The organism is Arthrobacter sp. PvP023 (assembly GCF_017832975.1).
Classification (GTDB): Bacteria; Actinomycetota; Actinomycetes; order Actinomycetales; family Micrococcaceae; genus Arthrobacter.
Window position 1 is genome coordinate 3,703,465 of the sequence record NZ_JAFIBI010000001.1, and the last position, 24,329, is coordinate 3,727,793.

Annotated in this window: 24 protein-coding genes; 14 read left to right on the forward strand and 10 right to left on the reverse strand. The window is 65.7% G+C overall.

Features of this window, described 5'->3' with window-relative positions:
• Positions 1-2: 2 nt before the first annotated feature.
• Complete coding sequence (locus tag JOE31_RS16825) at positions 3-548, reverse strand: WhiB family transcriptional regulator (RefSeq protein ID WP_209746556.1); 546 nt, start codon at positions 546-548, stop codon at positions 3-5.
• Positions 549-953: 405 nt separating this feature from the next.
• Here JOE31_RS16825 and JOE31_RS16830 point away from each other — a divergent pair, with 405 nt between their 5' ends.
• Positions 954-1,658, forward strand: coding sequence for a TIGR03089 family protein (locus JOE31_RS16830; RefSeq protein ID WP_209746558.1), 705 nt, complete (start codon positions 954-956; stop codon positions 1,656-1,658).
• A gap of 12 nt (positions 1,659-1,670) precedes the next feature.
• On the opposite strand, the gene JOE31_RS16835 is transcribed toward JOE31_RS16830, so the two are convergent.
• Complete coding sequence (locus tag JOE31_RS16835; RefSeq protein WP_209746560.1) at positions 1,671-2,258, reverse strand: GtrA family protein; 588 nt, start codon at positions 2,256-2,258, stop codon at positions 1,671-1,673.
• A gap of 183 nt (positions 2,259-2,441) precedes the next feature.
• On the opposite strand from JOE31_RS16835, the gene JOE31_RS16840 reads away from it, so the two are divergent.
• The 5 genes from JOE31_RS16840 (at position 2,442) to JOE31_RS16860 (ending at position 8,140) form a co-directional block, all read left to right on the forward strand.
• Positions 2,442-3,638, forward strand: a complete 1,197-nt coding sequence (locus JOE31_RS16840; protein WP_209746562.1) for a 5-(carboxyamino)imidazole ribonucleotide synthase — start codon at positions 2,442-2,444, stop codon at positions 3,636-3,638.
• On the forward strand, positions 3,635-4,225 hold the full coding sequence (gene purE, locus JOE31_RS16845; RefSeq protein WP_209746564.1) for a 5-(carboxyamino)imidazole ribonucleotide mutase: 591 nt from the start codon (positions 3,635-3,637) through the stop codon (positions 4,223-4,225). The genes JOE31_RS16840 and purE overlap by 4 nt, the downstream gene beginning before the upstream one ends.
• Positions 4,226-4,235: 10 nt before the next feature.
• On the forward strand, positions 4,236-5,876 hold the full coding sequence (locus JOE31_RS16850) for an LCP family protein (RefSeq protein ID WP_209746566.1): 1,641 nt from the start codon (positions 4,236-4,238) through the stop codon (positions 5,874-5,876).
• A gap of 61 nt (positions 5,877-5,937) precedes the next feature.
• On the forward strand, positions 5,938-7,188 hold the full coding sequence (gene manA / locus JOE31_RS16855) for a mannose-6-phosphate isomerase, class I (RefSeq protein WP_209746568.1): 1,251 nt from the start codon (positions 5,938-5,940) through the stop codon (positions 7,186-7,188).
• Positions 7,189-7,192: 4 nt separating this feature from the next.
• Positions 7,193-8,140, forward strand: a complete 948-nt coding sequence (locus JOE31_RS16860; RefSeq protein WP_209746570.1) for a peptidoglycan bridge formation glycyltransferase FemA/FemB family protein — start codon at positions 7,193-7,195, stop codon at positions 8,138-8,140.
• 136 nt (positions 8,141-8,276) lie between these two features.
• Here JOE31_RS16860 and glpX read toward each other — a convergent pair whose 3' ends face one another.
• Positions 8,277-9,299: a class II fructose-bisphosphatase gene (gene glpX / locus JOE31_RS16865; protein ID WP_175417425.1), complete on the reverse strand. Its 1,023-nt coding sequence runs from the start codon at positions 9,297-9,299 to the stop codon at positions 8,277-8,279.
• A 194-nt stretch (positions 9,300-9,493) separates the two neighbouring features.
• Here glpX and JOE31_RS16870 point away from each other — a divergent pair, with 194 nt between their 5' ends.
• The 5 genes from JOE31_RS16870 to JOE31_RS16890 all read left to right on the forward strand — a co-directional run bounded on the left by JOE31_RS16870 (position 9,494) and on the right by JOE31_RS16890 (position 14,801).
• Positions 9,494-10,201, forward strand: coding sequence for a DUF4245 domain-containing protein (locus JOE31_RS16870; RefSeq protein WP_209746572.1), 708 nt, complete (start codon positions 9,494-9,496; stop codon positions 10,199-10,201).
• A 9-nt stretch (positions 10,202-10,210) separates the two neighbouring features.
• The gene (locus JOE31_RS16875; protein WP_209746574.1) at positions 10,211-10,825 is read left to right on the forward strand and encodes a carbonic anhydrase; all 615 of its coding nucleotides are present in this window, start codon (positions 10,211-10,213) and stop codon (positions 10,823-10,825) included.
• A gap of 85 nt (positions 10,826-10,910) precedes the next feature.
• Complete coding sequence (locus JOE31_RS16880) at positions 10,911-12,332, forward strand: class II fumarate hydratase (protein ID WP_209746576.1); 1,422 nt, start codon at positions 10,911-10,913, stop codon at positions 12,330-12,332.
• 190 nt (positions 12,333-12,522) lie between these two features.
• Positions 12,523-13,188 (forward strand): TetR/AcrR family transcriptional regulator, encoded by a 666-nt coding sequence (locus JOE31_RS16885; protein WP_209746578.1) that lies wholly within the window; start codon positions 12,523-12,525, stop codon positions 13,186-13,188.
• Positions 13,185-14,801: an MDR family MFS transporter gene (locus tag JOE31_RS16890; protein ID WP_209746580.1), complete on the forward strand. Its 1,617-nt coding sequence runs from the start codon at positions 13,185-13,187 to the stop codon at positions 14,799-14,801. The genes JOE31_RS16885 and JOE31_RS16890 overlap by 4 nt, the downstream gene beginning before the upstream one ends.
• 7 nt (positions 14,802-14,808) lie before the next feature.
• Here JOE31_RS16890 and JOE31_RS16895 read toward each other — a convergent pair whose 3' ends face one another.
• Positions 14,809-15,279 carry an NUDIX domain-containing protein gene (locus tag JOE31_RS16895; RefSeq protein WP_209746582.1) on the reverse strand — a complete coding sequence of 157 codons (471 nt, stop codon included), beginning with the start codon at positions 15,277-15,279 and terminating at the stop codon, positions 14,809-14,811.
• A gap of 63 nt (positions 15,280-15,342) precedes the next feature.
• Complete coding sequence (locus JOE31_RS16900) at positions 15,343-15,903, reverse strand: A24 family peptidase (RefSeq protein WP_209746584.1); 561 nt, start codon at positions 15,901-15,903, stop codon at positions 15,343-15,345.
• A 58-nt stretch (positions 15,904-15,961) separates the two neighbouring features.
• Here JOE31_RS16900 and JOE31_RS16905 point away from each other — a divergent pair, with 58 nt between their 5' ends.
• Positions 15,962-16,795 carry a hypothetical protein gene (locus JOE31_RS16905; protein WP_209746586.1) on the forward strand — a complete coding sequence of 278 codons (834 nt, stop codon included), beginning with the start codon at positions 15,962-15,964 and terminating at the stop codon, positions 16,793-16,795.
• Positions 16,796-16,831: 36 nt separating this feature from the next.
• The gene (locus JOE31_RS16910; protein WP_209746588.1) at positions 16,832-17,476 is read left to right on the forward strand and encodes a GNAT family N-acetyltransferase; all 645 of its coding nucleotides are present in this window, start codon (positions 16,832-16,834) and stop codon (positions 17,474-17,476) included.
• A gap of 54 nt (positions 17,477-17,530) precedes the next feature.
• On the opposite strand, the gene JOE31_RS16915 is transcribed toward JOE31_RS16910, so the two are convergent.
• The gene (locus tag JOE31_RS16915; RefSeq protein WP_209746591.1) at positions 17,531-18,973 is read right to left on the reverse strand and encodes a PhoH family protein; all 1,443 of its coding nucleotides are present in this window, start codon (positions 18,971-18,973) and stop codon (positions 17,531-17,533) included.
• Positions 18,974-19,274: 301 nt separating this feature from the next.
• Complete coding sequence (locus JOE31_RS16920; RefSeq protein ID WP_011691034.1) at positions 19,275-20,036, reverse strand: isoprenyl transferase; 762 nt, start codon at positions 20,034-20,036, stop codon at positions 19,275-19,277.
• 212 nt (positions 20,037-20,248) lie between these two features.
• Here JOE31_RS16920 and JOE31_RS16925 point away from each other — a divergent pair, with 212 nt between their 5' ends.
• Positions 20,249-20,920, forward strand: coding sequence for a hemolysin III family protein (locus tag JOE31_RS16925; protein WP_209748539.1), 672 nt, complete (start codon positions 20,249-20,251; stop codon positions 20,918-20,920).
• Here JOE31_RS16925 and JOE31_RS16930 read toward each other — a convergent pair.
• The 3 genes from JOE31_RS16930 to JOE31_RS16940 are packed head-to-tail and all read right to left on the reverse strand — an operon-like array spanning position 20,917 to position 24,288.
• Entirely contained in the window at positions 20,917-21,651 is a 735-nt protein-coding gene (locus tag JOE31_RS16930) for an HAD family phosphatase (protein ID WP_209746593.1), read from the reverse strand. The two genes, JOE31_RS16925 and JOE31_RS16930, sit on opposite strands and share 4 nt — an antisense overlap.
• Positions 21,648-23,927, reverse strand: coding sequence for a thioredoxin domain-containing protein (locus JOE31_RS16935; protein ID WP_209748541.1), 2,280 nt, complete (start codon positions 23,925-23,927; stop codon positions 21,648-21,650). The genes JOE31_RS16930 and JOE31_RS16935 overlap by 4 nt, the downstream gene beginning before the upstream one ends.
• A complete protein-coding gene (locus JOE31_RS16940) occupies positions 23,905-24,288 on the reverse strand; it encodes a hypothetical protein (RefSeq protein WP_209746595.1) in 384 nt (127 codons plus the stop codon). Before JOE31_RS16940 ends, JOE31_RS16935 begins: the two co-directional genes overlap by 23 nt.
• Between the last annotated feature and the right edge of the window lie 41 nt (positions 24,289-24,329).

The window sequence follows — 24,329 nt, forward strand, 5'->3', positions numbered from 1 at the left end:
AATTAGACTGCTCGCTTCCTCAGCCGACGGCGCTCGCGCTCGGAGAGGCCTCCCCAAATGCCAAAGCGTTCGTCGTTCGACAGCGCGTATTCCAGGCACTGAGAGCGTACGTTGCAGGCGCCGCAGACTTTCTTGGCGTCACGGGTGGAGCCCCCCTTTTCAGGGAAGAATGCCTCCGGATCCGTCTGGGCGCACAAAGCGTCCGTCTGCCATCCGAGTTCGCCTTCGTCGTCGAAGTTCTGCTCGAAAGGAAGCCCGATCCAGACCGGCTGCGCGGTGGTTTCCGAATGGAGGGTCCGCAATTCCATTGGAGGATCGTGGAGATCATCGTCCTGGTCCGGGTTGCCCGCCAGAAGGGCTTCGTGCGCCGCAAGGAAGGCCGTGGCCTGGTCCTGCAGCAAATCGCTGGTGCTTTGGTTGTACCGCTCGGCGGCATCCGGGTCGGCCGGATCTACATACCAATCGCTTGGTACGCCGCGTGAGCGGTACTTTGCCGACGCCTGTCCGGCGACGACTGCATCTTCCTGGATACGCTCAACTTGCCCCATTTGTGGCGTCCCTCCTGAATTGCTGCCCGTGGCTGAATACTTGGACACTCGGTTGTGTGGCCTGCATTTTGCGCTTGGCGTTCGATAACTAATTACACGTGTGTAAGTAGTCGGGAGTCAAGCGGCAGCAGGGATAATAATCAACTCCGGACGGAATCCGCCGCCACGCCACGCCCGTGATTTTTGGCCGGCTCGCCGCCATCACGGGAATTTTGACAGCATACTGACTAGTTTCCTGTGAATTTTCCGGGAATTCCGGGGAATCCGCCTGCAACTGTGATTTTCGCCAACAAAGTTAGCAAAAAATAACGTGGCGCAGATCACATGGCCCTGCGGGCTGTCCCCGGCCCCCGCGGCCCCGCCTGGCACCTCCCGCCCCGGCGGGCACCGTGGCAAGATGTTGGCATGAACATCCCGGCGATCGACCTGATGACTGCCCTGCGGTCCGGCCACTCCACCTCACCGCGACTGACCTGGTACGGACCGGACGCCGAGCGGGTGGAACTGTCCGGCCGCGTCCTGGACAACTGGGTCGCAAAGACGAGCAACCTGCTGCAGGACGAACTTGACGCCGAGCCCGGGATGCGGCTGCGGCTGGACCTTCCGGTGCACTGGAAGTCCATGGTCCTGGCCCTCGCCGCCTGGCAGCTCGGTATGGAAGTTGTCCTTGACTCCGCCGACGCCGACCTCCTCGCCACCGAGTCACCGGACGCCGGACAGGAGCACGGCGCGTACGACGCCGTCATCGCGGTGCCGCTGCCGGCATTGGCCATGCGCTGGCCCGGGGAGCTGCCTCCCGGCGTCGTCGACTTCGCCGCCGAAGTGCGTTCGCACGGCGACGTCTTTATGGCGCACGAAGATCCGGAAGGTTCCAACCGGGCCGTCGTGTCGTCGGCCGGCACCCTGCATCCGCACTCAGACCTGCTGGAAGGGTTCGCTGCCGCCCACGACGCGGGAGTGAGGTTACTGGTCCGGGCCGGCGACGGGCTGGAAGCTGCCCTCGCCCAGTCGCTGGGTGCCTGGCATAGCGGTGGGTCCGTCGTGCTGGTCCACCCTGACGTCACAGTGACGGACAAGCTCCTCAGCGACGAACGGGTCCAGGGAGGGTAGTCCCCGCCTGGCCTAGCTGCTGCGGGTCGGACCGGGAAGGTCGGTATCCTCCACCTGGTCCGGCGCCTCGGTAGCTGGAACCCGTACCGGGCGCTGGTTCTGGTGGTGGTGGTGCAATTCCATGATTTCGTGGTCGTGCGAGAAAGCCGGCTCTTCGTCGAGTTCCTTGTTGAAGACGAGGAACCTGTAAGCGAAAAAGCGCACCACGGTGGCTACGAGGATGCCGGCCACGCCCGCCAGAAACAGCATGTTCTTGTCCGTGATGCCGAAGGAATACTTGGCCAGGGCCGTGAACCCGGTCGAAATGCCGATGCCGATGCCGTTGATCAGAATGAACATGAAGAACTCGCGGATCACGTTGTCCTGGCGGCGGTGGCGGAAGGTCCAGAACCGGTTCGCGATCCAGGAGAAAATCGTGGCAATCGTGGCACCGACGAACCGGGCCTTGGCCTCGCTGTCCGTCATGGGGCCGTGCATCAGGTAGTAGGTCAGGCCGTTATCGATAACGAAGGCGACACCGCCAACGGCGCCGAACTTGGCCACCTCGCGCCAGAAAAGCGAGGCGAGTCCGCGCAAACGTTCTGCAAGTGTGTAAAACATGACCCTCCATGGCCGACTGAAATTTCAGGCCACAGGGCCGAGAACCTATTTTAGCCCGCAAAGCTGGGAGCCGCCCCGCCGGGCCGGGAGCGCGGTCTCCTGCGGCGCCGCTATGACGCAAAATTCCCGGTTGAAACAGTGGTGAAGCCCGGAACACCGCTGCTCTTCTGTAGGCTGGCTCTTGTGACTTTTCCAGTAATAGGCGTAGTTGGCGGCGGCCAGCTAGCCCGCATGATGGCCCCCGCCGCAACGGCCCTGGGCTTTGAACTCCGTGTCCTGGCCGAAGGCGAGGACGTTTCCGCGGTTTCCGCAGTGCCGACGTCGCCGGTGGGCGACTATAAGGACCTTGACGCCCTCCTCGAGTTCTCCCGCGGGCTCGACGTCATGACCTTTGACCATGAGCACGTCCCCAACGACCACCTGCGGGCCCTGCAGGAGGCCGGCGTCAACGTCCAGCCCGGACCGGACGCCCTGGTCCACGCGCAGGACAAACTGGTGATGCGTGCAGCGATCGACCGGCTTGAGCTGCCCAACCCGGCCTGGGCTTCCGTTGCCGACGTCGAGGCCCTGGTTGCTTTCGGTGAGAAGACCGGCTGGCCCGTGGTGCTGAAGACGCCCCGCGGCGGTTACGACGGCAAAGGCGTCCGCATGGTCGGATCGGCCGACGAAGCCGCCGACACCGCCGACTGGTTTGCGGCCATGACCCCGCTGCTGGCCGAGGCCAAGGTGGAGTTCAGCCGCGAACTGTCCGCACTCGTCGCGAGGACTCCTGACGGCGAATCCCGGGCCTGGCCCGTGGTCCACACCATCCAGGTGGACGGTGTCTGCGACGAAGTGATCGCCCCGGCCCAGGACACTCCGCTTGAGGTCGCCGCGGCCGCCGAAGACGCCGCAATCCGGATCGCCAACGAACTTGGAGTCACCGGCGTCATGGCCGTGGAGCTCTTTGAAACCCCCGGCGTCGGGTCAGGCTTCCTGATCAATGAGCTCGCAATGCGCCCGCACAACACCGGCCACTGGACCCAGGACGGATCGGTCACGAGCCAGTTCGAACAGCACCTGCGTGCCGTGCTGAACCTCCCGCTCGGAGCGACCGACGCGCTGGGACAGATTGTTGTGATGAAGAACTTCCTTGGCGGCGACAACCAGGACCTGTTCTCGGCGTATCCGCTGGCCATGGCCAGCGAGCCGGCAGCGAAGATCCACTGCTACGGGAAGGCCGTCAGGCCCGGCAGGAAGATCGGCCACGTCAACCTGGTGGGGGCAGCAGCTTCCGATGTTGACTCCGTCCGGCAGCGCGCCACCACCGTAGCCAACATCATCAGGGACGGCCGCGCTCCGGCCCGACCAGCACCAGGGAACTCCGAGGAGACCGTATGAGCACGCCCGCATCGATCCGCCCGGCGGACACGGACAACGCCGCTCCCCTCGTGGGCCTGGTGATGGGCTCGGACTCCGACTGGCCCGTCATGGAAGCCGCGGCAGAGGCCCTTGCCGAGTTCGGCATCCCGTTCGAGGCCGATGTGGTCTCAGCCCACCGCATGCCCACCGAAATGATCCGCTACGGCCAGACGGCCCACGAGCGCGGACTGCGCGTCATCATCGCCGGAGCCGGCGGCGCGGCACACTTGCCCGGCATGCTTGCGTCCGTGACGCCGCTGCCGGTCATCGGCGTCCCCGTCCCGCTCAAGACGCTCGACGGCATGGACTCGCTGCTGTCCATCGTCCAGATGCCCGCCGGCGTTCCCGTGGCCACAGTGTCGATCGCAGGGGCACGCAACGCCGGCCTGCTGGCCGTCCGGATGCTGGCATCCGGTACGGACGACCTCGCGGTCCGCCTGCGCGGTGACCTGATTGAGTTCGCGCAGGAGCTCAATGACGTCGCCACCCGCAAGGGCGCGGCCCTGCGGCACAAAGTCAGCGAAGTGTTCTCCGACGGCAACGTCGTTCTCCGGGGCAGCCGTTAGGAATCAGTAGATGACCACCAGCCACTCCCGCCCCCAGGTGCCGCAACAGGCCCTGACGGACCCCGTCCGCAACCCGGCGAACGCTCCGGCGCCCGTCAGGACCAAACGCGCGTTTGTCCTCCTGCTGCTGACCCTGTTCGTGCCGGGCAGTGCCCAGATCGTGGCCGGCGACCGGAAACTGGGAAGGATCGCGCTCCGGGTGACCCTCGCTGTCTGGGGACTGGCGATTGCGGGACTGGTGCTGCTGCTGGTGAACCGCACCCTCCTGATCGGGATCCTCACCAACACGGTGGCCTCACTCCTGATCATCATCATCCTCATTGCCCTCGCACTGGGCTGGGCCGCGCTGTTCGTCAACACCCTCAGGCTGATCCGGCCGGTCCTGCTGGCACCCGGAATGAGGCCGGTCGTCGGCGTCACGCTGGTCCTGGCGATGCTGCTCAGCAGCGGGACACTGGGCTACGCCGCGTACGTGCTGAACGTGAGCCGGAACGCGATCGGCAGCATCTTCTCGGCGGGCCCCGCAATCGACCCCGTGGATGGCCGCTACAACTTCCTGATGATGGGCGGCGACGCCGGCGACGACCGCACGGGCCGGCGCCCGGACAGCCTCTCCGTCCTCAGCGTCGACGCCAAGACCGGCCAGACAGCCATCATCTCCGTGCCGCGCAACCTGCAGAACGCACAGTTCAGCGAGGGGTCCCCCATGCGGCAGATCTATCCGGACGGTTACGACTGCGGCAACGAGTGCCTCATCAATGCGATCAACACCGAAGTGACCAACGAGCACGCGGACCTCTACCCCGGCGTCGCCGATCCCGGGGCCCAGGCAACCCTTGAGGCTGTCTCGGGTACGCTCGGCATCACCGTCCAGGCCTATGTCCTGGTGGACATGGAGGGCTTCGCCAAGCTCATCGACGCCATGGGCGGCATCAAGATCAAGGCCGGCGGCTGGGTGCCGCTGAGCGGCGACATGGTGGACGAGGCCAACGGCATCCACGGAATGCCCCTCGGCTGGATCCCGGCCGGTGACCAGCATCTGGATGGCTACCACGCACTCTGGTACGGACGTTCCCGCGAATTCGTTGATGACTATGCCCGCATCCAGCGTCAGCAATGCGTCCAGCAGGCCATGTTGAAGCAGCTGGACCCGGCAACGCTCCTCGCCAAGTTCGAGGACATCGCCAACGCGGGCACCAAGGTGGTTGACTCCAACATTTCCGCGAGCCAGCTCGGCAGCTTCGTGGACCTGGCCATGAAAGCCAAAGGCAAGGAAGTCAGCCGGCTGACCATTGGACCGCCGGACTTCGACGCCTCGTTCTCCACGGTGCCGGACTTCAACCAAATCCACGACAGGGTTGACCAGCTGCTGGCCGCGCAGTCCGAGTCGGCCGGAGCCGCGGATAATCCCGCCGGGGAGGACACCATCGTGCAAGCCGGCACGGCCGCTGGCCCCCTCATGGCGGCCGCACCGGCGGCACCCCTGACCCAGCCGGCGCCCTCGCCGTCGTCGTCGGACTTCACGCCCGTGACCACCACCCCCGACGGCGAGCCCATCACGGAAGAGATGCTCAACCAGTTCAAGCGTGAGGGCAACGAGCAGGCGATCCGCGACCTTGTGGCCACGAACGGCCAATGCCGCCCGTTGTAGGCGCCCCCTGCCCGACCGCCTGACGCCGTAACTGCTGCAATGAGATAAAGGACACCTGGCTGTGTACGAAATTGAGAATGTCCTCCGGCCCTACGCCTGGGGCTCCACCACGGCCATTGCCGGCCTGCTCGGCAGGCAGGCCTCCGGTGGGCCGGAAGCGGAGCTGTGGGTCGGCGCCCACCCGGACTCGCCGTCCGTGGCAGCAGCGGCCGACGGCGGTCCGCTGGCTTTGGATGCGCTGATCAGTTCCGACCCCGGCCACCACCTGGGCAGTGCCAGCGTGGCCGAGTTCGGGCCCCGGCTGCCTTTTCTCCTCAAGGTGCTTGCCGCGGAGAGCCCGCTGTCCCTTCAGGTCCATCCGACGCTGGAACAGGCGCGGGCGGGCTTCGCCCGCGAGGAGGCTGCCGGCGTCGACCGGTCCGCTGCGGAGCGGAACTATAAGGATGACAACCACAAGCCGGAGATGATCTTCGCGCTGACGCCGTTCGAGGCGCTCTGCGGCTTCCGGCCGGCTGCGTCCACGCGCGCCCTCTTCGAGCATCTGGCCGCGTCGATGCACGGGATGTCCTTGGATGTCCCACACGTGTTCCTCGACGTCGTGGCGGACCTGTCTGCCCCGGCGGAGCACGACGCCCTGAAAGCCGCGTTCACCCGGCTCATCGGCGGAGGCCATGCCGTCTCGCACGCGGTACGTGAGCTGGTCGCAGCGCTCAAGGCCGGGCTGCCGATGTCCCCCTACCAGACCGAACTGTCCACGGTGGTCAGCCTGCACGGCCATTACCCCGGCGACCCCGGAGTGCTCATCTCCTTGCTGCTGAACAGGATCTCGCTGGCCCCCGGGGAGGCCGTCTACCTGCCGGCGGGAAACGTCCACGCCTACCTGCACGGGCTGGGCATCGAGGTCATGGCCTCCTCGGACAACGTGCTCCGCGGCGGGCTGACGCCCAAGTTCGTGGACGTCCCCGAGCTGTTGGCCACCGTCGAGTTCGAGTCGGTGGGAGTGCCGATGCTGCCGGCAGAGACGTCCGAGCTGGGCCAGGAACTCTACCGGCCGCCGTTCCGTGAATTCCAGCTGCAGCGGATCGAGCTGGAGCCCGACGGCGGGCCTGTCCCGCTGGCGCAGTCCGGCGCGGCAGTGATTATCGTGGTCTCCGGTTCCGTCCTGCTGGACTCCCCCAAAGGCGATCTCCATCTTGACCGCGGCGCGAGTGCCTTCCTCCCCGCCGCTGAGGCTCCGGTCAACGTGCATCCGGCGGCCGGTTCCTCCGGGACTGCCGTTGCCTTTGCCGTGACCACCGCGCTGGGGGCCTGATCCGATGGAGTACTTCCTGCAGACCCCGCAGTGGGCCGATTTCCAGCGCTCCCTGGGCCGCACGGTACACGAACAGTCCGGCCCCGGCTGGAGCTTCCTGGCCGTGGAAGAGAAGAATCCGGCGGGCAAGGTCCTTTACGCGCCGTACGGTCCCGTGGCGGAGTCCCTGGAAGCATTCGACGCCGCCCTGGCCGCCCTTGTGGCACTGGCCCGCACCTGCGGCGCAGCGTTTGTCCGGATCGAGCCGGCCAGCGCCGGATTCGACACCGCCGAGTCGCAGTCCGTGCTGCGAAGCCGTGGACTGCGGCCCGCCCCCGTCAACCAGCAGCCGGAACTGAGCTGGATCGTGGACCTGGACCGTGATTTCAAGGATGTTCTCGCCGCCATGAAACCGGTGAACCGGAACCTCTACCGGAACATTCACAAAAAGGACGTGACTTTCCGGGCGTCGCAGGATCCCGACGACGTCCGCATCCTGTTGAATTTCCTGCACATGACAGCCAAGAGGAGCGGGTTCAAGCCGCAAAGCGATGAGTACCTCAGCCAGGTGGCGCGGTCCCTCATGCCTGCGGGTGCGGCCACCCTGTTCATCGCCGAACGCCACGGCGGTCCCATTGCCGCGGCGCTGGCCTACGACTCTGCCGATACCCGTACCTACGCCCACGCGGCCCTTGACGACTCGCACCGCAAGCTGAGTGCGGGCATACCGTTGCTGGTGACCCTCATGGCGGATGCCAAGGAGAAGGGCCTGAAGCATGTGGACCTGTGGGGCGTTGCCCCGGAGGACCAGCCGAACCACAAGTGGGCCGGGTTCACGGCGTTCAAGAAGTCGTTCGGCGGGCGCGAAATCGCTTATCCGGGCACCTGGGACCTGCCCGTGAAAAAGGTCCGCTATGGCGCCTACCAGCTCGCCCGGAAAGCCCGCGAAAAGCTCCGCGCCCTCCGCAGCTGAGCCGAGCCCCCTGCCCTTGAGCGCGCACGCCGTCGAACTTTGTGTTAACGCGAACGGGCAGCTCACGACCCCAAATCTTGGATTTGAGGGCATTTACTGCCCGTTCGCGCTGAATAAAGCGGGTAACCCGCAGCGACTAGCTCTTCCGGGCGTAGCCCTCCCACTTGCTGGCCTGGTGCTCGCCGTCCACAAAGCGGATGGTGCCGGACTTGGACCGCATAACGATTGACTGGGTCAGGACCTTGTCCTTGGAGTAGCGCACGCCCTTGAGCAGGTCGCCGTCGGTGATGCCCGTGGCCGCGAAGTAGCAGTTGTCGCTGGAGACCAGGTCGTTGGTGGAAAGCACCCGCTCGAGGTCGTGACCGGCGTCGATGGCCTTCTGCTTCTCGTCGTCACTGGTGGGCCAGAGGCGGCCCTGGATGACGCCGCCGAGGGACTTGATGGCGCACGCGGCAACGATGCCTTCCGGCGTGCCGCCAATGCCCATGAGCGCGTCAACGCCGGTGCCGGAGCGGGCGGCAGCGATAGCGCCGGCGACGTCGCCGTCCATGATGAACTTGGTCCGGGCGCCTGCTTCGCGGATTTCCTCCACGAGGGGACGGTGGCGGTCCCGGTCCAGGATCATGACGTTCAGCTGGTTGACCTTCACGCCCTTCGCCTTGGCGATTAAGTGCAGGTTCTGCTTGACCGGCAGTCGCAGGTCAACCATGTCCGCGGCTTCCGGACCCGTGACGAGCTTCTCCATGTAGAACACGGCGGAGGGGTCGAACATGGAGCCGCGTTCTGCGACGGCGAGGACGGCGAGGGCGTTGTTGATGCCCAGTGCGGTCAGGCGGGTTCCGTCAATGGGGTCGACGGCGACATCGCACTCGGGACCCGTGCCGTCACCGACGTGCTCGCCATTGAAAAGCATGGGAGCTTCGTCCTTCTCGCCTTCGCCGATTACCACAACACCGTTGAAGTGGACTGTCTGCAGGAAGGAACGCATGGCGTCAACTGCTGCGCCGTCAGCCTTGTTCTTGTCGCCGAAGCCAACCCAGTGGCCGCCGGCAATAGCCGCGGCTTCGGTGACGCGGACAAGTTCCAGGGCAAGGTTACGGTCCGGTTCGTCAATGCCTACGGCAAGCGACGGCGAAATCGTGGAGTACTGCTGGGTCATAGGCGCTGGTGACACGTGAACCTCTTCTTCGAGTGGCGATCATTGAACCCGTACGGCCGGTCTGAGTCCGTCACGGTGATTCCTCTGCTACTGATCATAGTCGCGGCAGCATCAGAAGGTCATGGGATGACCACCCCGTGAAACACGGCGTTTCCTCACCGGCTGCACGGCAGGAATGTGAGAACGGCATTCACATGCGCGACTATAGAAGCGTGAGCGAAACGCAGGACAAGTCCACCCCCAACAACCAGACGGCCGGCACGGGCTCCCCCGCCAGCTCCGAGGGCCCACCGGATGCACCGGTGGTTAAGCCCGTTATCCGCGCGGCTGCGGCGAAAAGGGCCAACGCCTCGGTCATCGGGATGATCATCGCGCTGCTGGTCAGTGTCGCTGCGTTTCTTCCCATCGTCTTGATGAACCCCTCGCCGAAGTCGGACGGCTACCGGCCGAACGTCAATGTGAGTGCGGTAGCGCAAAACGCCACCGGTGTGGCGGGATTCACACCGGTGACACCCGAGACCGGCGACACATTCAGTCCGAATTACGCCCGCTGGGAGTCCGGGACCGGCAGCGGCGTGCCAACCTGGGAGGTCGGATACCTCACGCCGAAGGAGTCATTCATCGGCTTGGTCCAGACCGCCCGGGCGAACCCGACATGGCTGCTCCAGCAGACCAGGAACGCCCCCGTGACCGGAAGCCGCAATGCCGGCGGTCTTGACTGGGAACTCCGCGACACAGGCAAAGGCGAGCGGAGCATGGTCCTCGCCCACAAAGGCACCACCGTTGTGTTGACCGGGACCGCCCAACTTGACGAGTTCGCCGCGCTGGCGGACGCCGTCGTGAAGTCACTGGAAAGTAATCCGGCCGCAACGGTTTCACCCTCACCCACTCCTTCGCCGTAAAGTGGCCCCGTGGCTACTTACTTGACTCCAGCTCTGGCATGGCGGCGACTGCGCGAAGGAAACGAGCGTTTTGTCGCCGGAGAATCTTCGCACCCCAACCAGGACGCTTCACGCCGGTCCTCGCTTGTGGAAAACCAGCACCCGTTCGCCGTGATCTTCGGCTGCTCGGACTCGCGCCTCGCCGCTGAAATTATCTTCGACCTCGGCCTGGGCGACGCGTTTGTTGTCCGTACGGCCGGCCAGGTCATCGACGACGCAGTACTCGGCTCGCTGGAGTACAGCATCGGTGTGCTGGGCGTGCCGCTGATTGTGGTCCTGGGCCATGACAGCTGCGGCGCGGTCAGCGCCACGAAGGACGCCGTTGAGACGGGCCAAATGCCCGTGGGCTTCATCCGCGACCTCGTCGAGCGGATCACGCCGTCAGTGCTGACCTCCCTGCGCAACAACGAAACCGAAGTCAACGACATGGTGGTTGAGCATGTGAAGCAGACTTCACAACGGCTCGTGGACAGCTCACGTGTGATTTCGAACGCCATCGAAACCGGACGCGCAGCTGTGATCGGCCTCTCCTACAGCCTGAAAGAGGGCAAGGCCGACCTTGTTTCGGGGATCGGCGAACTTTAAATCCCCGGCCAACGGGCGGTGGCCGGGGCTGACTCAAGCGCTTCACGGTTTTAGCCCCGGCCGCCAATCGCCCTAAGCTAGCCCCATGACTTCCACTGAAGAATTCCGCATTGAACATGACACGATGGGCGAAGTCCGCGTCCCCGTGAACGCCCTGTACCGTGCCCAGACGCAGCGTGCAGTTGAAAACTTTCCCATTTCCGGCAAGACCCTGGAACGCGCCCACATCGAAGCCCTCGCCCGGGTGAAGAAGGCTGCCGCCCAGGCCAACGCAGAACTTGGAGTGCTCGACGGCGAGCTGGCCAAGGCGATCGCGGATGCCGCCGATGAGGTTGCTGCCGGGAAGTACGACGGCGACTTCCCGATCGACGTCTTCCAGACCGGCTCCGGCACGTCCTCCAACATGAACACCAACGAGGTCATCGCGGAGCTCGCCTCCCGTGCCCTCAAGGCCGCCGGCAGCGACAAGGTTGTCCACCCGAACGACCACGTCAACGCTTCGCAGTCCTCCAACGATGTTTTCCCGACGTCCGTCCACGTGGCTGCCACGTCGGCGCTGATCAACGATCTGATCCCGGCCCTCGGCTACCTGGCCGAGTCACTGGACCGCAAGTCCGTCGAGTTCAAGGACGTCGTGAAGTCCGGCCGGACGCACCTCATGGATGCCACCCCGGTGACCCTGGGCCAGGAGTTCGGCGGCTACGCCGCACAGGTCCGGTACGGCATTGAGCGCATCAACGCCTCGCTCCCCCGCGTGGCCGAAGTTCCCCTCGGCGGCACCGCTGTGGGCACCGGCATCAACACGCCGGCTGGCTTCCCGGAGCGCGTCATCGAACTGCTCGCCACCGACACCGGCCTGCCCCTGACCGAAGCACGCGACCACTTCGAAGCCCAGGCCAACCGCGACGGCCTCATCGAAGCCTCCAGCCAGCTGCGCAACATCGCGATCTCCTTCATGAAGATCAACAACGACCTCCGCTGGATGGGCTCCGGCCCCAACACCGGCCTCGGCGAAATCGCCATCCCGGACCTGCAGCCCGGTTCCTCGATCATGCCGGGCAAGGTCAACCCCGTCATCTGCGAGGCATCCATCATGGTTTGCGCCCAGGTCATCGGCAACGACACCGCCATCGCCTGGTCCGGAACCAACGGCGCCTTCGAACTGAACGTCGGCATCCCCGTCATGGCCGCCAACCTGCTCGAGTCCGTGCGCCTGCTGGCCAACACCAGCCGCGTCATGGCCGACAAGATGATCGACGGCATCACGGCCAACGTCGAGCGCGCCCGCTTCCTCGCCGAGGCTTCGCCCTCCATCGTCACCCCGCTGAACAAGTTCATCGGCTACGAGAATGCAGCCAAGATCGCCAAGAAGGCAGTGGCTGAAGGTTTGACCATCCGCGAGACCGTCGTCGCCATGGGCTTCCTGGAGCGCGGCGAGCTGACCGAAGAGCAGCTGGACACCGCCCTGGACGTTATGTCGATGACGCGGCCGCCGCACAAGGCCTAGGTCCCCAAAAAGTACGACGGCGGCCGCCCACCTTCCCAGCGAAGGCGGGCGGCCGCCGTCGTTCTTTATCGCCGTGGAGTTTTTGTCCCCCTAACGGGACTTGTAGGCCCGCGAAGTCCCGTTACGTGGACAAAAACTCCACGGCAGGCATAAGTTGCACTAATTTTTATTGAGTGCAAATATGTACTATATGAACGAAAGTGCAGTTACTGAGGGGGGTCTGAGGGAGCGTAAGCGGGCCGCCACCCGGGCGGCGATCACCGCCACGGCCCGGAAGTTGACCGCCGCACGCGGCCTGAACGGGTACACGGTGGATGAAGTCTGCAGCGAAGCGGGCATTTCGCGCCGTACGTTCTTCAACTACTTCCCGGCCAAAGAGGATGCCATCATCGGCCACGCGGACGACGAACTTCCCCACGAAGTCATCGACGAGTTCATCGCCGGCGGCCAGTCATCACCGCCAGGCATCATCTCCCCCACACTCCTACAGGACCTGGTCACCCTTTCCTTGAGGCTGTCCGAGAACATGGCCGCTTCCGAGGAGGACACCCGCCAGCTGATCGGCGTCATCAAGAAGGAGCCCCAGCTAATCCTGCGGATCATCGGGGCCACCGAGCAGCGAGAGGCAGAGTTCGCCAAAGACGTCGCCCTCCGCGAAGGCGTTGCGCCGGACCACCCAGTGGTTCAGATGGCCGTTGTCCTGCTGGGAAATATCGCCCGCAAGAGCAGCATGGTCTATTTCTCCGAGGGCAATACCCGCCCCTACCGGGAGCTGCTGCTGGAGAACATCTCCGCCGCCCGCCGGCTTTTTTCCCAGGAATTTCACGAACCCGCACCCGCAGAAGGACGACCATGAGCACCGCCGTCACTCCCAAGCCGGCAGCCGAGCCGCTGCTGCTGACCCAGAAACGCATCTGGATCATCTTTTCCGCACTCATCGCCGGCATGCTGCTCTCCAGCCTGGACCAGACCATCGTCTCCACCGCCATGCCCACCATCGTGGGGAAGCTCGGCGGGGTGGAACACCAGGCCTGGATCACCACCGCCTACCTGCTGGCCACCACCATCGTGATGCCCATCTACGGCAAGTTCGGCGACGTCCTCGGCCGCCGCAACCTGTTCCTCGTGGCCATCGCACTCTTCACCCTCGCCTCGGTGGGCTGCGCGTTCGCCACCGATTTCTGGGGCTTCGTGGTATTCCGAGCCGTCCAGGGCCTGGGCGGCGGCGGTCTGATGATCCTCTCGCAGGCCATCATCGCCGACATCGTCCCGGCCAAGGACCGCGGCAAGTACATGGGCCCGCTCGGGGCCATCTTCGGCCTCTCGGCCGTCGCCGGCCCGCTCCTGGGCGGCTACTTCGTGGACCACCTCACCTGGGAATGGGCCTTCTACATCAACATCCCGATCGGCGTCGCCGCCTTCGCCATCGCCTGGTTCACCCTGACCCTGCCGAACAAGAAGGCCGAGAAGCGGATCGACATCCTCGGCGTCCTGCTGCTCTCCGCAGCCACCACCTGCCTGATCTTCTTCACCGATTTCGGCGGCAAAAAGGACGGGGGCTGGGATTCGCCGCTGACCTGGGCGTTTGGCGCGGGCCTCCTTGTGGCCGCCGCCGCGTTTGTCCTGGTGGAACGCCGTGCCGAGGACCCCATCATCCCGCTGGGGCTGTTCAAGAACCGGATCTTCGTGAACTCGACAGCCATCGGCTTCACGCTGGGGCTGGGCATGTTCGCTGCCATCGCTTTCGTTCCCACGTTCCTGCAGATGTCCTCCGGCACCTCCGCCGCCGAATCCGGCTTGCTGATGCTTCCGATGATGGTGGGCCTGATGGGAATGGCCATCTATTCGGGCATCCGGATCTCGAAGACCGGCAAGTACAAGATGTTCCCCATCGTGGGCGCCGCGCTCACCATGGGTGCCATGCTCTGGCTGACCACGCTGACGGCGGACACCCCCATCTGGGTGATCTGCGTCCAGCTGTTCGTGTTCGGCGCCGGCCTGGGCTCCATCATGCAGGTCATCGTCCTGGTGGTCCAGAACTCCGTGCCCGCGGAGCAGATCGGTACGGCCACCAGCACGAACAACTACTTCCGCGAAGTGGGTGCTTCCCTGGGTGTGGCCGTGTTCGGCTCCATCTTCACCTCACGGCTGGCAGAGGCCCTGGCCAATGCTTTCACCGGGGCCGGGGCCTCAGCCGACCAGGCTGCGCAGTCCACCCGGACCCTGGACCCGCAGGCCCTGAGCCAGCTCCCGGAACAGCTCCGGGACGCCATTGTGAACGCCTATGCCGATTCGCTGGCGCCGGTGTTCTGGTACCTGCTGCCATTCCTGGGCATCGCACTGATCCTCGCGCTGACGCTGAAGCAGATCCCGCTCTCGGACACTGCCGGAATGGTGGCCCGGGGCGAGGCTGTGGGCGGCGAAGAAGCGGAGCGCCTGGAGGCCGAGCGCCAGTCCGCCTCCGTCTAGGAGTTCGCTAGGGTTCGTAGTGGACGGCGTCCTCGGGCAGCAGCGCCCGTCGGATGCACTCGCGGTCCCCGGGCCGGAGTTCCGGAAGCCCGTCCAGGGGAAACCAGTCCACGGCCAGGGACTCGTCGTCGTTCACACGTGCTTCGCCGGAGACGTGGCGGCAACGGAACACAATGTCCAGGAAGTCGCATACATCGCCGTTCGGGAAAGTGACCGGCCCCACGACGCCGACTGAAACCATGCGTTCCGTTTCCGCCACGATCGCTGTCTCCTCGAAAATTTCCCGCACGAGTCCCGGGGCCGGATGCTCTCCCGGCTCCAGCATCCCCGAGATCAGCGCCCACCTGCCGTTGTCGGAGCGCTGGCCCAGCAGGACGTGGCCGTCGTCGTTGAAAACCACCCCTCGTACCGCGGGAATCCACAACGGATCATGGCCGATTTTTTCGCGGAGCTTGAGGATGAAGTCGGGTGCTGCCATACCTTCAGCCTAGCGGGATCCGGCGGCCGGATCCGTGCAGGTGCACCACGCCGATCCGTGCCGTCAGCCAGCAGGCAGGAGCAACATGGCCGCGGCCGTGCCTGCCAGCATAAACGGGCCGAAAGGGATGTCCGATTTGAGCGTGCCGCGGCGGGCAGCAAGCAGGCCCAGGCTCCAGAGACCGCCCAGGAGGAATGCGGCGAAGGTCCCGGCGAACACGTGGCCCCAGCCGAGGTAACCGAGGTACAGACCCAGCACACCGGCGAGTTTCACATCGCCGAATCCCATTCCCGGCGGATAAATCATGCGCAGGATGAAGTAGAAAAGCCACAGCACCGCTCCCCCGGCGAGGATGCGTACGCCCGGCAGTCCGAAGAGCCGGGCGGCGCCGTCGGGCACTGCCTCGGCGTCCGCGCCCGCTACCAGGACAGTGGCAACCGCCGCCAGCAGGAGCACTCCGCCCACTGCGTAGGACGGGAACACAATCCTGTTCGGCAGCAGGTGGTGCCTGACGTCGATGACCGTGAGCCGCACGGCCATCACGCCGAAGTAGGCGCAGGCCGCCAGCACCAGCCAGAAGGCCAGCGGGGTGGATTCCCAAAGTTCGCCCAGTCGTTGGATCACCCTCGGATGCTACTGGATTTTCCCGCTCCGCTGTTGAGCCCGCGCGTAAACTGTGGATATGTCGACATGGGACGCGAGGCGCCAGGGGGAAGCCGGTCAGCGGAACAAGCCGGCGGACATGGCCATGACGTTCCGGAACCTGTGCCGGTCCTCGCCTTGGAAGTGGCAGAGCCTTCGTTTCGAGTATGTGGACCGGCCCTCGGCGGATCTTCCAAACCGGGACTCCACAGGCACGGATGCCGAAAACCCGGACCCCGACAACACAGTGCAAGCCTGGCTGCGGCGGCCCGGCGCCCTCCGGCTGGAATCCGCTGCCGGTGTGGTGCTGCATAGCACCACCGGCATCAATGACTCCAAAGACGGCTTCTACGTCAGCTCCACCCGGAAGTCGTGGCTCCTGCCTCCGCAACTGGTCACCCCTGTGTACGACGACGGCGGACTGGTCCGCCGTCGTCCGGAGGCCGCCTACGGCGAGCCCTGTTTCGGAAACGGCCGCTTTGCCGCAGCGCTGGATCCGGTGGAACTGGCCGGCAACTCCCCCGTGCCTATCGAATTCCCGGACACCAATGCCGTGGACCTCGGCCCCATTCTCTCTGTTGACCATCAGGGCCGCCCTGCGCTGGAAGCCGTCGTGATCCCCAACGCCGCCTACCGCCCCTCGGACCCCGGAGCGCCGCTGTGCCGGCCCGGGCGGAACCTGATAAGGATCGACGTCGGAACCGGAGTCTGCGTCTCAAGCCGCTCGCTGGAGAATGAATCGAGGGGTTCCGGCCACTGGCTCCGGATCCTGGCAGTTGACGACTACATGCTCGATGATCTGTTCGTGGCCGAATCCATGAACTTGACCGACGTCCGCCGCCACATCACCTGGGACATCTCCCGAGGCGTGTGACTGGCAGCCCAACGGTGCTCCGGTTAGGCTTCGCTGATGACTGAGCCTGCCTCCTACTGGCCCCCGTTCGCCCTCACGCTGGCCACGCCCCGCCTCACCCTCCGTCCCATCCGCGACGAAGAGATTCCGGCGGCGGTGCAGGCGGCCCTGAGCGGCGTCCACGAACCCGGCCAGAGCCCTTTCAGCCGGCCCTGGGCAGAGTCCCCGGCAGAGGAGCTCGGACCCAATATGGCGCAGTGGTACTGGCGGTGCCGGGGGAACATGTCGCCACAGGAGTGGACTCTTCTTCTCGGCATCTGGCACGACGGCGGGTTCATCGGCTGCCAGGACATCGAGGCCAGGGATTTCGCGACGCTCAGGACGGTCTCCACCGGTTCCTGGCTCACGAAATCGGCACAGGGCAAGGGCTTTGGCAAGGAGATGCGGGCCGCCGTCGTCAGCTATGCCTTCGACCACCTGAAAGCGGAAGTGGCCGAATCCGAGGCTGCGGCGTGGAATGAGAAGTCCCTCGGGGTCTCCCGCGCCCTCGGTTACGAGCTGAACGGCGTCACCCGGGCCTCGTGGGGCGGCAAGATGGAGGACGTCCAGAAGGTCCGAGTCACCCCGGCCACCTTCAAACGCCCCGACTGGACGCTGAAGGTGGAGGGCCACGGACCCACGGCCAAGTTCCTGGGAATCTAGCGGTTCGCGGGTGCGCCGGTCAGGAAGGGTGACCGGCGCACCCAACTGGGAGGCCTAGATTTCCGCCCCCTCCAACAGTTCCGTGACGAGGGCCGCGATCGGCGAGCGCTCGGACCGGGTGAGGGTGATGTGCCCGAAGAGCGGGTGTCCCTTGAGGGTTTCGACGACGGCGGCCACGCCGTCGTGCCGGCCGACCCGCAGGTTATCACGCTGGGCGACGTCGTGGGTCAGGACGATCTTCGAGTTCTGGCCAATCCGGCTCATCACCGTCAGGAGCACGTTCTTCTCCAGGGACTGTGCTTCATCGACGATCACGAACGCGTCATGGAGCGAGCGGCCGCGGATGTGGGTCAGGGGCATGACTTCCAGCATGCCGCGATCCATGACTTCCTCGACGACTTCCTGGCTGACCAGGGCACCGAGGGTGTCAAAGACGGCCTGCGCCCACGGGTTCATCTTCTCCGATTCGGAACCGGGCAGGTAGCCGAGCTCCTGGCCGCCCACCGCGTAGAGCGGCCGGAAAACGATCACCTTGCGGTGTTCGCGGCGTTCCAGCACGGCTTCGAGGCCCGCGCACAGTGCCAGCGCCGACTTTCCGGTGCCGGCACGGCCGCCGATCGACACGATGCCCACGGACGGATCCATCAGCATGTCGATGGCCAGCCGCTGCTCCGCGGAACGTCCGTGCAATCCGAAGACGTCGCGGTCGCCCTTCACCAGCCGGACCTGCTTGTCGGCGCCCACCCGCCCCAGTGCTGAGCCCCGGTTGGAGAGCAGCACCAGTCCGGTGTTGACGGGCATCTCTGCCGCGGCCGGGATAAAGACGGGCTCGTGGCCGTAGAGCGTGGCGACGTCCTCCTCGCTGGCTTCCACCTCCGCCATCCCGGTCCAGCCGGAATCCTTCACCAGTTCGTTGCGGTACTCGTCTGCCAGCAGCCCCATGGCTGAGGCCTTGACGCGCATTGGCAGGTCCTTGGAGACCACAGTGACGTTGCGGCCTTCGTTGGCGAGGTTCTTCGCGACGGCGAGGATGCGGCTGTCGTTGTCCCCTCCGCGGAATCCCATGGGGAGGACCTCGGTGGAGATGTGGTTCATCTCCACCATGAGGGTGCCCCCGTCGTCACCCAGCGGGATCGGGCGGTCGAGTCCGCCGTGCTGGACGCGGAGGTCGTCCAGGAGCCGGAGCGCCTTGCGGGCGAAGTATCCCAGTTCGGGGTCGTGCCTCTTGCCCTCTAGTTCCGTGATGACCACGATCGGCACAATGACTTCATGCTCCGCGAACCGCAGCAGGGCGCGGGGGTCCGAGAGCAAGACCGAGGTGTCGATGACAAAGCTCCACAGGGTGTCATCTGTCGCGGCACTTTCGCCGGATACAGCAAGACCGGCCGCAGCGTCATATGTGGCCGCACCGGTCTGTGAGGTTGCTCGCTTGGCGCGAGAGGTAGCTTTCTCTCCCTGGTCGGAAATGACGTCGGGCAGTTGTTCAGAAATAGCCACATCGACTCCAGCCCCGGGGCGCACGCCCGGATATCTATAGGTGAGGCGGATCGGCCACGAGGCCGGTTCCGGCCTCCCATACATCCGGTGCGAAAATCCGCTCCATGTACTGGCCTCCCCGCTTAGCCGGCAGTGTGCCTGCTAATGAGATCAACGTAATTCCCCGCGGGTTTGTTTCCCAAACCATTTCCCGGCGATTCTTGTTGCGAACACGTGAACTCCGCGTGAACCGGCCGGGAGCCGGGCGCCTGCCGGGCGCGCATGTGCACCGGTTGCCGGGAACGGGCAGCGGCGGCAGTTGTCAGGAGCCGAAGCGACGCTGCCGGCCTGCGTAGTCGCGTAATGCCCGCAGGAAGTCCACTTTACGGAATGCGGGCCAGAGCGCCTCGCAGAAGTAGAACTCGCTGTAGGCGCTCTGCCACATCAGGAAACCGGACAGCCGCTGCTCCCCGGAAGTGCGGATCACCAGGTCCGGGTCCGGCTGACCGCGAGTGTAAAGAAAGCGTGAGATGTCGTCGACGCTGAGTTCATCCGCGAGCTTGCCGATGTCTTTGCCGCGGGCCACTGCGTCATGGAGGAGCTCCCGGACGGCGTCCACGATTTCGCGACGGCCTCCGTAGCCCACGGCGACGTTGACGTGGAGTTTTTCGTGTGCCGGTGTCCGCGCCGTGAGCTTGTTGAGGCGCTCGGCGAGGTAATCGGGAAGCAGCTCCGGCGCCCCCATGGCGTGCACGGAGATGTCTGCGTCCTCGTCCAGCCGGTCAAGCGTGTTGGCAATGATCCCCATCAGCAGGTCCAGCTCCTCACCGGATCGGCTCATGTTGTCGGTGGAGAGCATGTACAGCGTGACTACTTTGATCCCGAGTTCCTGGCACCAGCCGAGGAACTCATGGATTTTGTCGGCACCGGCCTGGTGGCCCTGGCTGGTGGGTGCGTTGAACTGCTTGGCCCAGCGACGGTTGCCGTCCACCATGACACCGATGTGTTTGGGGATGCGGTCCTTGTCCAGCGATCGCAAAAGCTTGCGTTCATAGAAGCCATAGAGGATCCCGGGCAACTCCATCCGGAGACTCACCTGACTTCCTTGATGTATGACGGCAGTGCATTCCTAGGCTACCCGCCCGCAACGGGGGCAGGGTGCAACAGGCCTTCGCAATTCAGCGCTAGCATTGTTACTCACGGGTAACTTACTGGAACGTAGTTTATTCTTGAGCCATGGAAAGCAAATCTCCCCAACCGGGCGCGGGAGCGGGCCGCGGCCGGAAATCAGGCCCGATGGACGATGCTGCAGTCCGCATCGCGGAGCTGCTGACGATCAAACCCAAGTGGCGTGGGTGGATCCATACCGTGACGGCGCCGCTTGCTTTCGCCGCGGGGCTGGTCCTGATCCTGTTGGCACCCACCACCGACCTGAAAATCGCTTCCGCCGTCTACGCAGTGACAGGGGTGCTGCTGTTCGGAATCAGCGCCGTGTACCACCGCGGGAACTGGTCCCCCGGCGTCAAGATCGTCCTGAAGCGCCTCGACCACACCAATATCATGCTGGTGATCGCCGGCAGCTACACACCGTTGGCCTGGGCCCTGCTGGAACGGCCCAAGGCAGTGGTGCTGCTGTGGGTCATCTGGTCCGGCGCCATTCTGGGCGTGCTGTTCCGGCTGCTCTGGACCCACGCGCCACGCTGGCTCTATGTGCCTATCTACATTGCCCTGGGTTGCGGTTCCCTGTTCTACCTGCCGGACTTTTTTGCGGCCAGCATTGCTTCCGCCGTGCTGATCTGCGTTGGCGGCGCCCTGTACATCGCCGGCGCCGTGTTCTACGCGCTCAAGAAGCCGAACTTCAGCTACGAACATTTTGGCTTCCATGAGCTCTTCCACGCATTTACCGTGTTCGCTTTTGCCGCGCACTTCATCGCCATAGCCGTAGCGGTCCTCGGCAGGCCGGCTTAACGCCAGCGGGCAGAACCAGCGGCAGGCCTTTCCTGGCGTATGCGCGGAGCGGCAATAAGGTCCTGAAGCTCCCTCATGTGCTGGAATACCGTGGTTCCCGGGCCCGCCAGCTTCGCAGCCGGCGTCACTCCCCCGCTAAAGGCGAAGACGTGCATTCCTGCCGCGCGGGCCGCCTGGACTCCGTACACGCTGTCCTCTACCACTGCACAGGCAGCCGGATCCACACTGAGCGTTCCGGCGGCATGGAGGAACAGGTCCGGGACAGGCTTGCCCCGGGCCACCTCCGAGGCACTGAAGACCCGTCCTTCAAACAGCGGCAGCAGCCCCGTCTGCCCGAGCGTCCGCCGCATCTTGGCGTGCGTGCCGCTGGATGCCACGCAGTGCGGGAGGTCCAGCCGGGCCAACGCCTCCACGATGCCGTCCACGGCCGCCAAGTCCCGTTCGAAGGCATCGCGGTACCACTGTTCGTACTTCTCTTCCCAGTCCTTATCCATTTTGACGCCCAGGTGCCGCTCCGTCTCGGCCACGAAGTGCGATTCGGACCTGCCCACGAAGCGTTCCACGATCTCGTCGAGGCCCAGCTCCCAGCCGAGGTCCGCGAGCACTCGCTGGTCCACCCTGATGGCAATGGACTCGGAATCGACAAGGACGCCGTCGCAGTCGAATATCACCAGTTCAAAGCGGCCCGGGTACCGCGGAACACCTGACTCCGGATGCGGCAAAGACGTCATCCGGCCATCGCAGCCAGTCGCTCCAGAAGTTCCGCCACGGAGGCCACCGGGCGTTCGCACACCATCCCGCGGCAGAGGTACACCTGCGGCGAACCGTCGGGCGCCGCTGTCCTGCCCTCCAGCAGCGGCACGTCAGGCGGGGCGGCATCGGCCGCCGGGACCCCGGCGTCGGACGCAACCGCTACCACCAGGCCCGGGCTGGCGGACATCATCAGGGCGTGGTGGAGTTCCGCCCGCGCGGAACCGGCGGGTCCGACGATGGCGGCCTCCACGGGGCCTGCCAGCGCAGCCTGCGCCGTGGCCAGGAGCCAGCCTGCCGCCCGTGGCGCCCTGGTTGCCAGCGCCGGCAGCAGCGACAAGATGTTGCCGGCCATGACCCGATGGTCGCTGGAACCGGAAAGCGCGGCATATCCCAGGAGGGCCCCGGCGAACGCGGCCGCGCCGCTCGGCGTGGCATTGTCGAAGGGTTCGAGGCCGGCCCGCTGGCCCTGGGCGTTGAATACCTGGGACGATTCTCCGGCAGTGTCCACCAGTGTTCCGTCCGCGGCGAACCGCTGGCAGGCAGCCTGCAGGATGTCTTCCGCGAGCCGGTACCACCGGTCACTTCCAGTCACTCCGTAAAGAGCCAGGAGCCCGTCCACGCAGAAGGCGTAGTCTTCGAGCAGGCCGCCGATACCCTTGGCCCGGCCGCCGTGCGAGACCCGCACCAGGGTGCCGGGTTCCGTGCCCTGGTCCCCGGCGCGGGGAGGCTGCCAGTGGACGCGTTCAAGGTAGGCGGCGGTTCGCTCTGCGGCAGCGACGAGCCCCGGCCGGTCCAGGACGGCACCTGCTTCAGCGAGCGCGGCGAGTGCCAGCCCGTTCCAGCCGGCCACCACCTTGTCGTCCCTGGCGGGCTGGGGACGCGCCGAACGCGCAGCCAGCAGGCGCGGCCGCGCCCGATCCCACAGGTGCTGCCCGGCGTCGTCGGACCCGCGGCCCGGGTGCAAGGGGGAAGCCGCCGGAGTCACGGTGCCCTCGGCACGGACATTCATCAGCCGCGCTACAGCAGGTCCGTCATCCGGTCCCAGGACGTCCAGCAGCTCCTCTGGTGTCCAGAGGTAGCTGGCCCCCTCGAGATGCCGGCCGTCCACCACGGTGTCCGCGTCCAGCGACGACGCGAAAGCCTCAACTTGACCCGGCTCCGCGCCCATATCCGGCCCCGGGTCCAGCGCCTCGTCAGGCCCCGCCGCGTGTCCGGCCAGGCCCAGCGACGCAATCATCCAGTCCGCCGTGCGGGACGCGACGTCCGCTGCTTCCCCGGCGGTGTACACGGCATCGCCCCCGAGCCGGACCCAGTGGACATAGGCCCGCAGCAGCTGGGCGTTGTCGTAGAGCATCTTTTCAAAGTGCGGCACGGACCAATCGCGCGTCACGGAATACCGTGCAAACCCGCCGTCCAGCTGGTCGAACAGCGCGGACCGGGCCATCGCTGCCAGCGTCCGCCCCGCCATGTCCTTTGCCGCGTCAGCAGTTTCCGACACGGCTGCGGCGTGCCGGATCAGGAATTCCACTATGGGCGACGGCGGGAATTTCGGCGCGGTGCCGAATCCGCCGTCGTTCTGGTCTTCGGAGCGGGCCAGGACGCGGACCGCCTCGGAGAGCAGTCCGGCGTCCACCGGGTCAGGCAAGCCGGTCAGCTGCACCGCGGCGGCAAGCTGTGTTTCCGCCATCCCGCGGGCCAGGGTCTCGGCGTTCTGTTCCACGCCCCCGCGCCGTTCCACCCAGGCTTCGCGGACGGCCTCGAGGACCTGGCGGAAGGAGGGCCGGCCGGGCATGGGCCGGGGCGGGAAGTACGTTCCGGCGTGGAACGCGCGGCCGTCCGGCATCAGGAAGACCGACATCGGCCAGCCGCCCTCACCGCTGATCGCCTGCGTTGCGGCCATGTAGACGGCGTCAACGTCCGGACGCTCTTCCCTGTCTACCTTGATGGCCACGAAGTTGGCATTCAGGAAGTCCGCGGTTGCCTGGTCTTCGAACGATTCGTGTGCCATCACGTGGCACCAGTGGCAGGCGGCGTAGCCGATGGACAAGAACACCGGAACGTCGCGCTGTGCGGCGAAACCGAACGCTTCATCGCCGAACGGCCGCCAGTGCACCGGATTGTCCGCGTGCTGCCTCAGGTAGGCCGACGGTTCGCCGGCCAGCGCGTTGGCCGCACCTGGCCGGGCCGCCCCGGGCCGGGCTGCGCCGGGGCCGCCGCTGCCGGCGTCGCCGTTAGCGCTGTCCGCGGCCTTCATCACCGTTGTGTTCCGTCCGGAGATCGGCGCCGCCCTGGCGGCCGCCGCGCGTGTCAGGCCCATGCGTGCCGGAATCCTCTGCGTCCGGAGCCTGCGCGACCGGCGCGCCGGTTCCAGGCATAGCCCCGTTCCCGGCAGCAAGTGCGGCCAGTCGCTCTTCCTCCACCTGGGCCCGGTAGCGGACCCTGCGGATGCGCCGGACCATGTCCACGATCAGCAGGGTGGTGGCCAGCACGAAGAACGCGGTCATGATGAAGCCCCACATGCCCGGAGTCACCTGGTCTTCGGAGAGGCCCGGGCGCAGGGACGGCGTGGGGCTGGGTGCCGGGGTCGTCGCGAGGGCAATGAGCAAGTGATGCACGGTTAAACCTTCTGTGGAGCGTTTTGAGGGCCCTGACTTCT

Excerpts from the sequence above, each read along its gene's own strand:
- JOE31_RS16825 (WP_209746556.1), bottom strand. The coding sequence starts at position 548 with ATGGGGCAAGTTGAGCGTATCCAGGAAGATGCAGTCGTCGCCGGACAG.
- JOE31_RS16830 (WP_209746558.1), top strand. The coding sequence starts at position 954 with ATGAACATCCCGGCGATCGACCTGATGACTGCCCTGCGGTCCGGCCAC.
- JOE31_RS16835 (WP_209746560.1), bottom strand. The coding sequence starts at position 2,258 with ATGTTTTACACACTTGCAGAACGTTTGCGCGGACTCGCCTCGCTTTTC.
- purE (WP_209746564.1), top strand. The coding sequence starts at position 3,635 with ATGAGCACGCCCGCATCGATCCGCCCGGCGGACACGGACAACGCCGCT.
- JOE31_RS16850 (WP_209746566.1), top strand. The coding sequence starts at position 4,236 with ATGACCACCAGCCACTCCCGCCCCCAGGTGCCGCAACAGGCCCTGACG.
- JOE31_RS16860 (WP_209746570.1), top strand. The coding sequence starts at position 7,193 with ATGGAGTACTTCCTGCAGACCCCGCAGTGGGCCGATTTCCAGCGCTCC.
- glpX (WP_175417425.1), bottom strand. The coding sequence starts at position 9,299 with ATGACCCAGCAGTACTCCACGATTTCGCCGTCGCTTGCCGTAGGCATT.
- JOE31_RS16870 (WP_209746572.1), top strand. The coding sequence starts at position 9,494 with ATGCGCGACTATAGAAGCGTGAGCGAAACGCAGGACAAGTCCACCCCC.
- JOE31_RS16880 (WP_209746576.1), top strand. The coding sequence starts at position 10,911 with ATGACTTCCACTGAAGAATTCCGCATTGAACATGACACGATGGGCGAA.
- JOE31_RS16885 (WP_209746578.1), top strand. The coding sequence starts at position 12,523 with ATGAACGAAAGTGCAGTTACTGAGGGGGGTCTGAGGGAGCGTAAGCGG.
- JOE31_RS16890 (WP_209746580.1), top strand. The coding sequence starts at position 13,185 with ATGAGCACCGCCGTCACTCCCAAGCCGGCAGCCGAGCCGCTGCTGCTG.
- JOE31_RS16895 (WP_209746582.1), bottom strand. The coding sequence starts at position 15,279 with ATGGCAGCACCCGACTTCATCCTCAAGCTCCGCGAAAAAATCGGCCAT.
- JOE31_RS16905 (WP_209746586.1), top strand. The coding sequence starts at position 15,962 with ATGTCGACATGGGACGCGAGGCGCCAGGGGGAAGCCGGTCAGCGGAAC.
- JOE31_RS16910 (WP_209746588.1), top strand. The coding sequence starts at position 16,832 with ATGACTGAGCCTGCCTCCTACTGGCCCCCGTTCGCCCTCACGCTGGCC.
- JOE31_RS16920 (WP_011691034.1), bottom strand. The coding sequence starts at position 20,036 with ATGGAGTTGCCCGGGATCCTCTATGGCTTCTATGAACGCAAGCTTTTG.
- JOE31_RS16925 (WP_209748539.1), top strand. The coding sequence starts at position 20,249 with ATGGACGATGCTGCAGTCCGCATCGCGGAGCTGCTGACGATCAAACCC.
- JOE31_RS16930 (WP_209746593.1), bottom strand. The coding sequence starts at position 21,651 with ATGACGTCTTTGCCGCATCCGGAGTCAGGTGTTCCGCGGTACCCGGGC.
- JOE31_RS16935 (WP_209748541.1), bottom strand. The coding sequence starts at position 23,927 with ATGAAGGCCGCGGACAGCGCTAACGGCGACGCCGGCAGCGGCGGCCCC.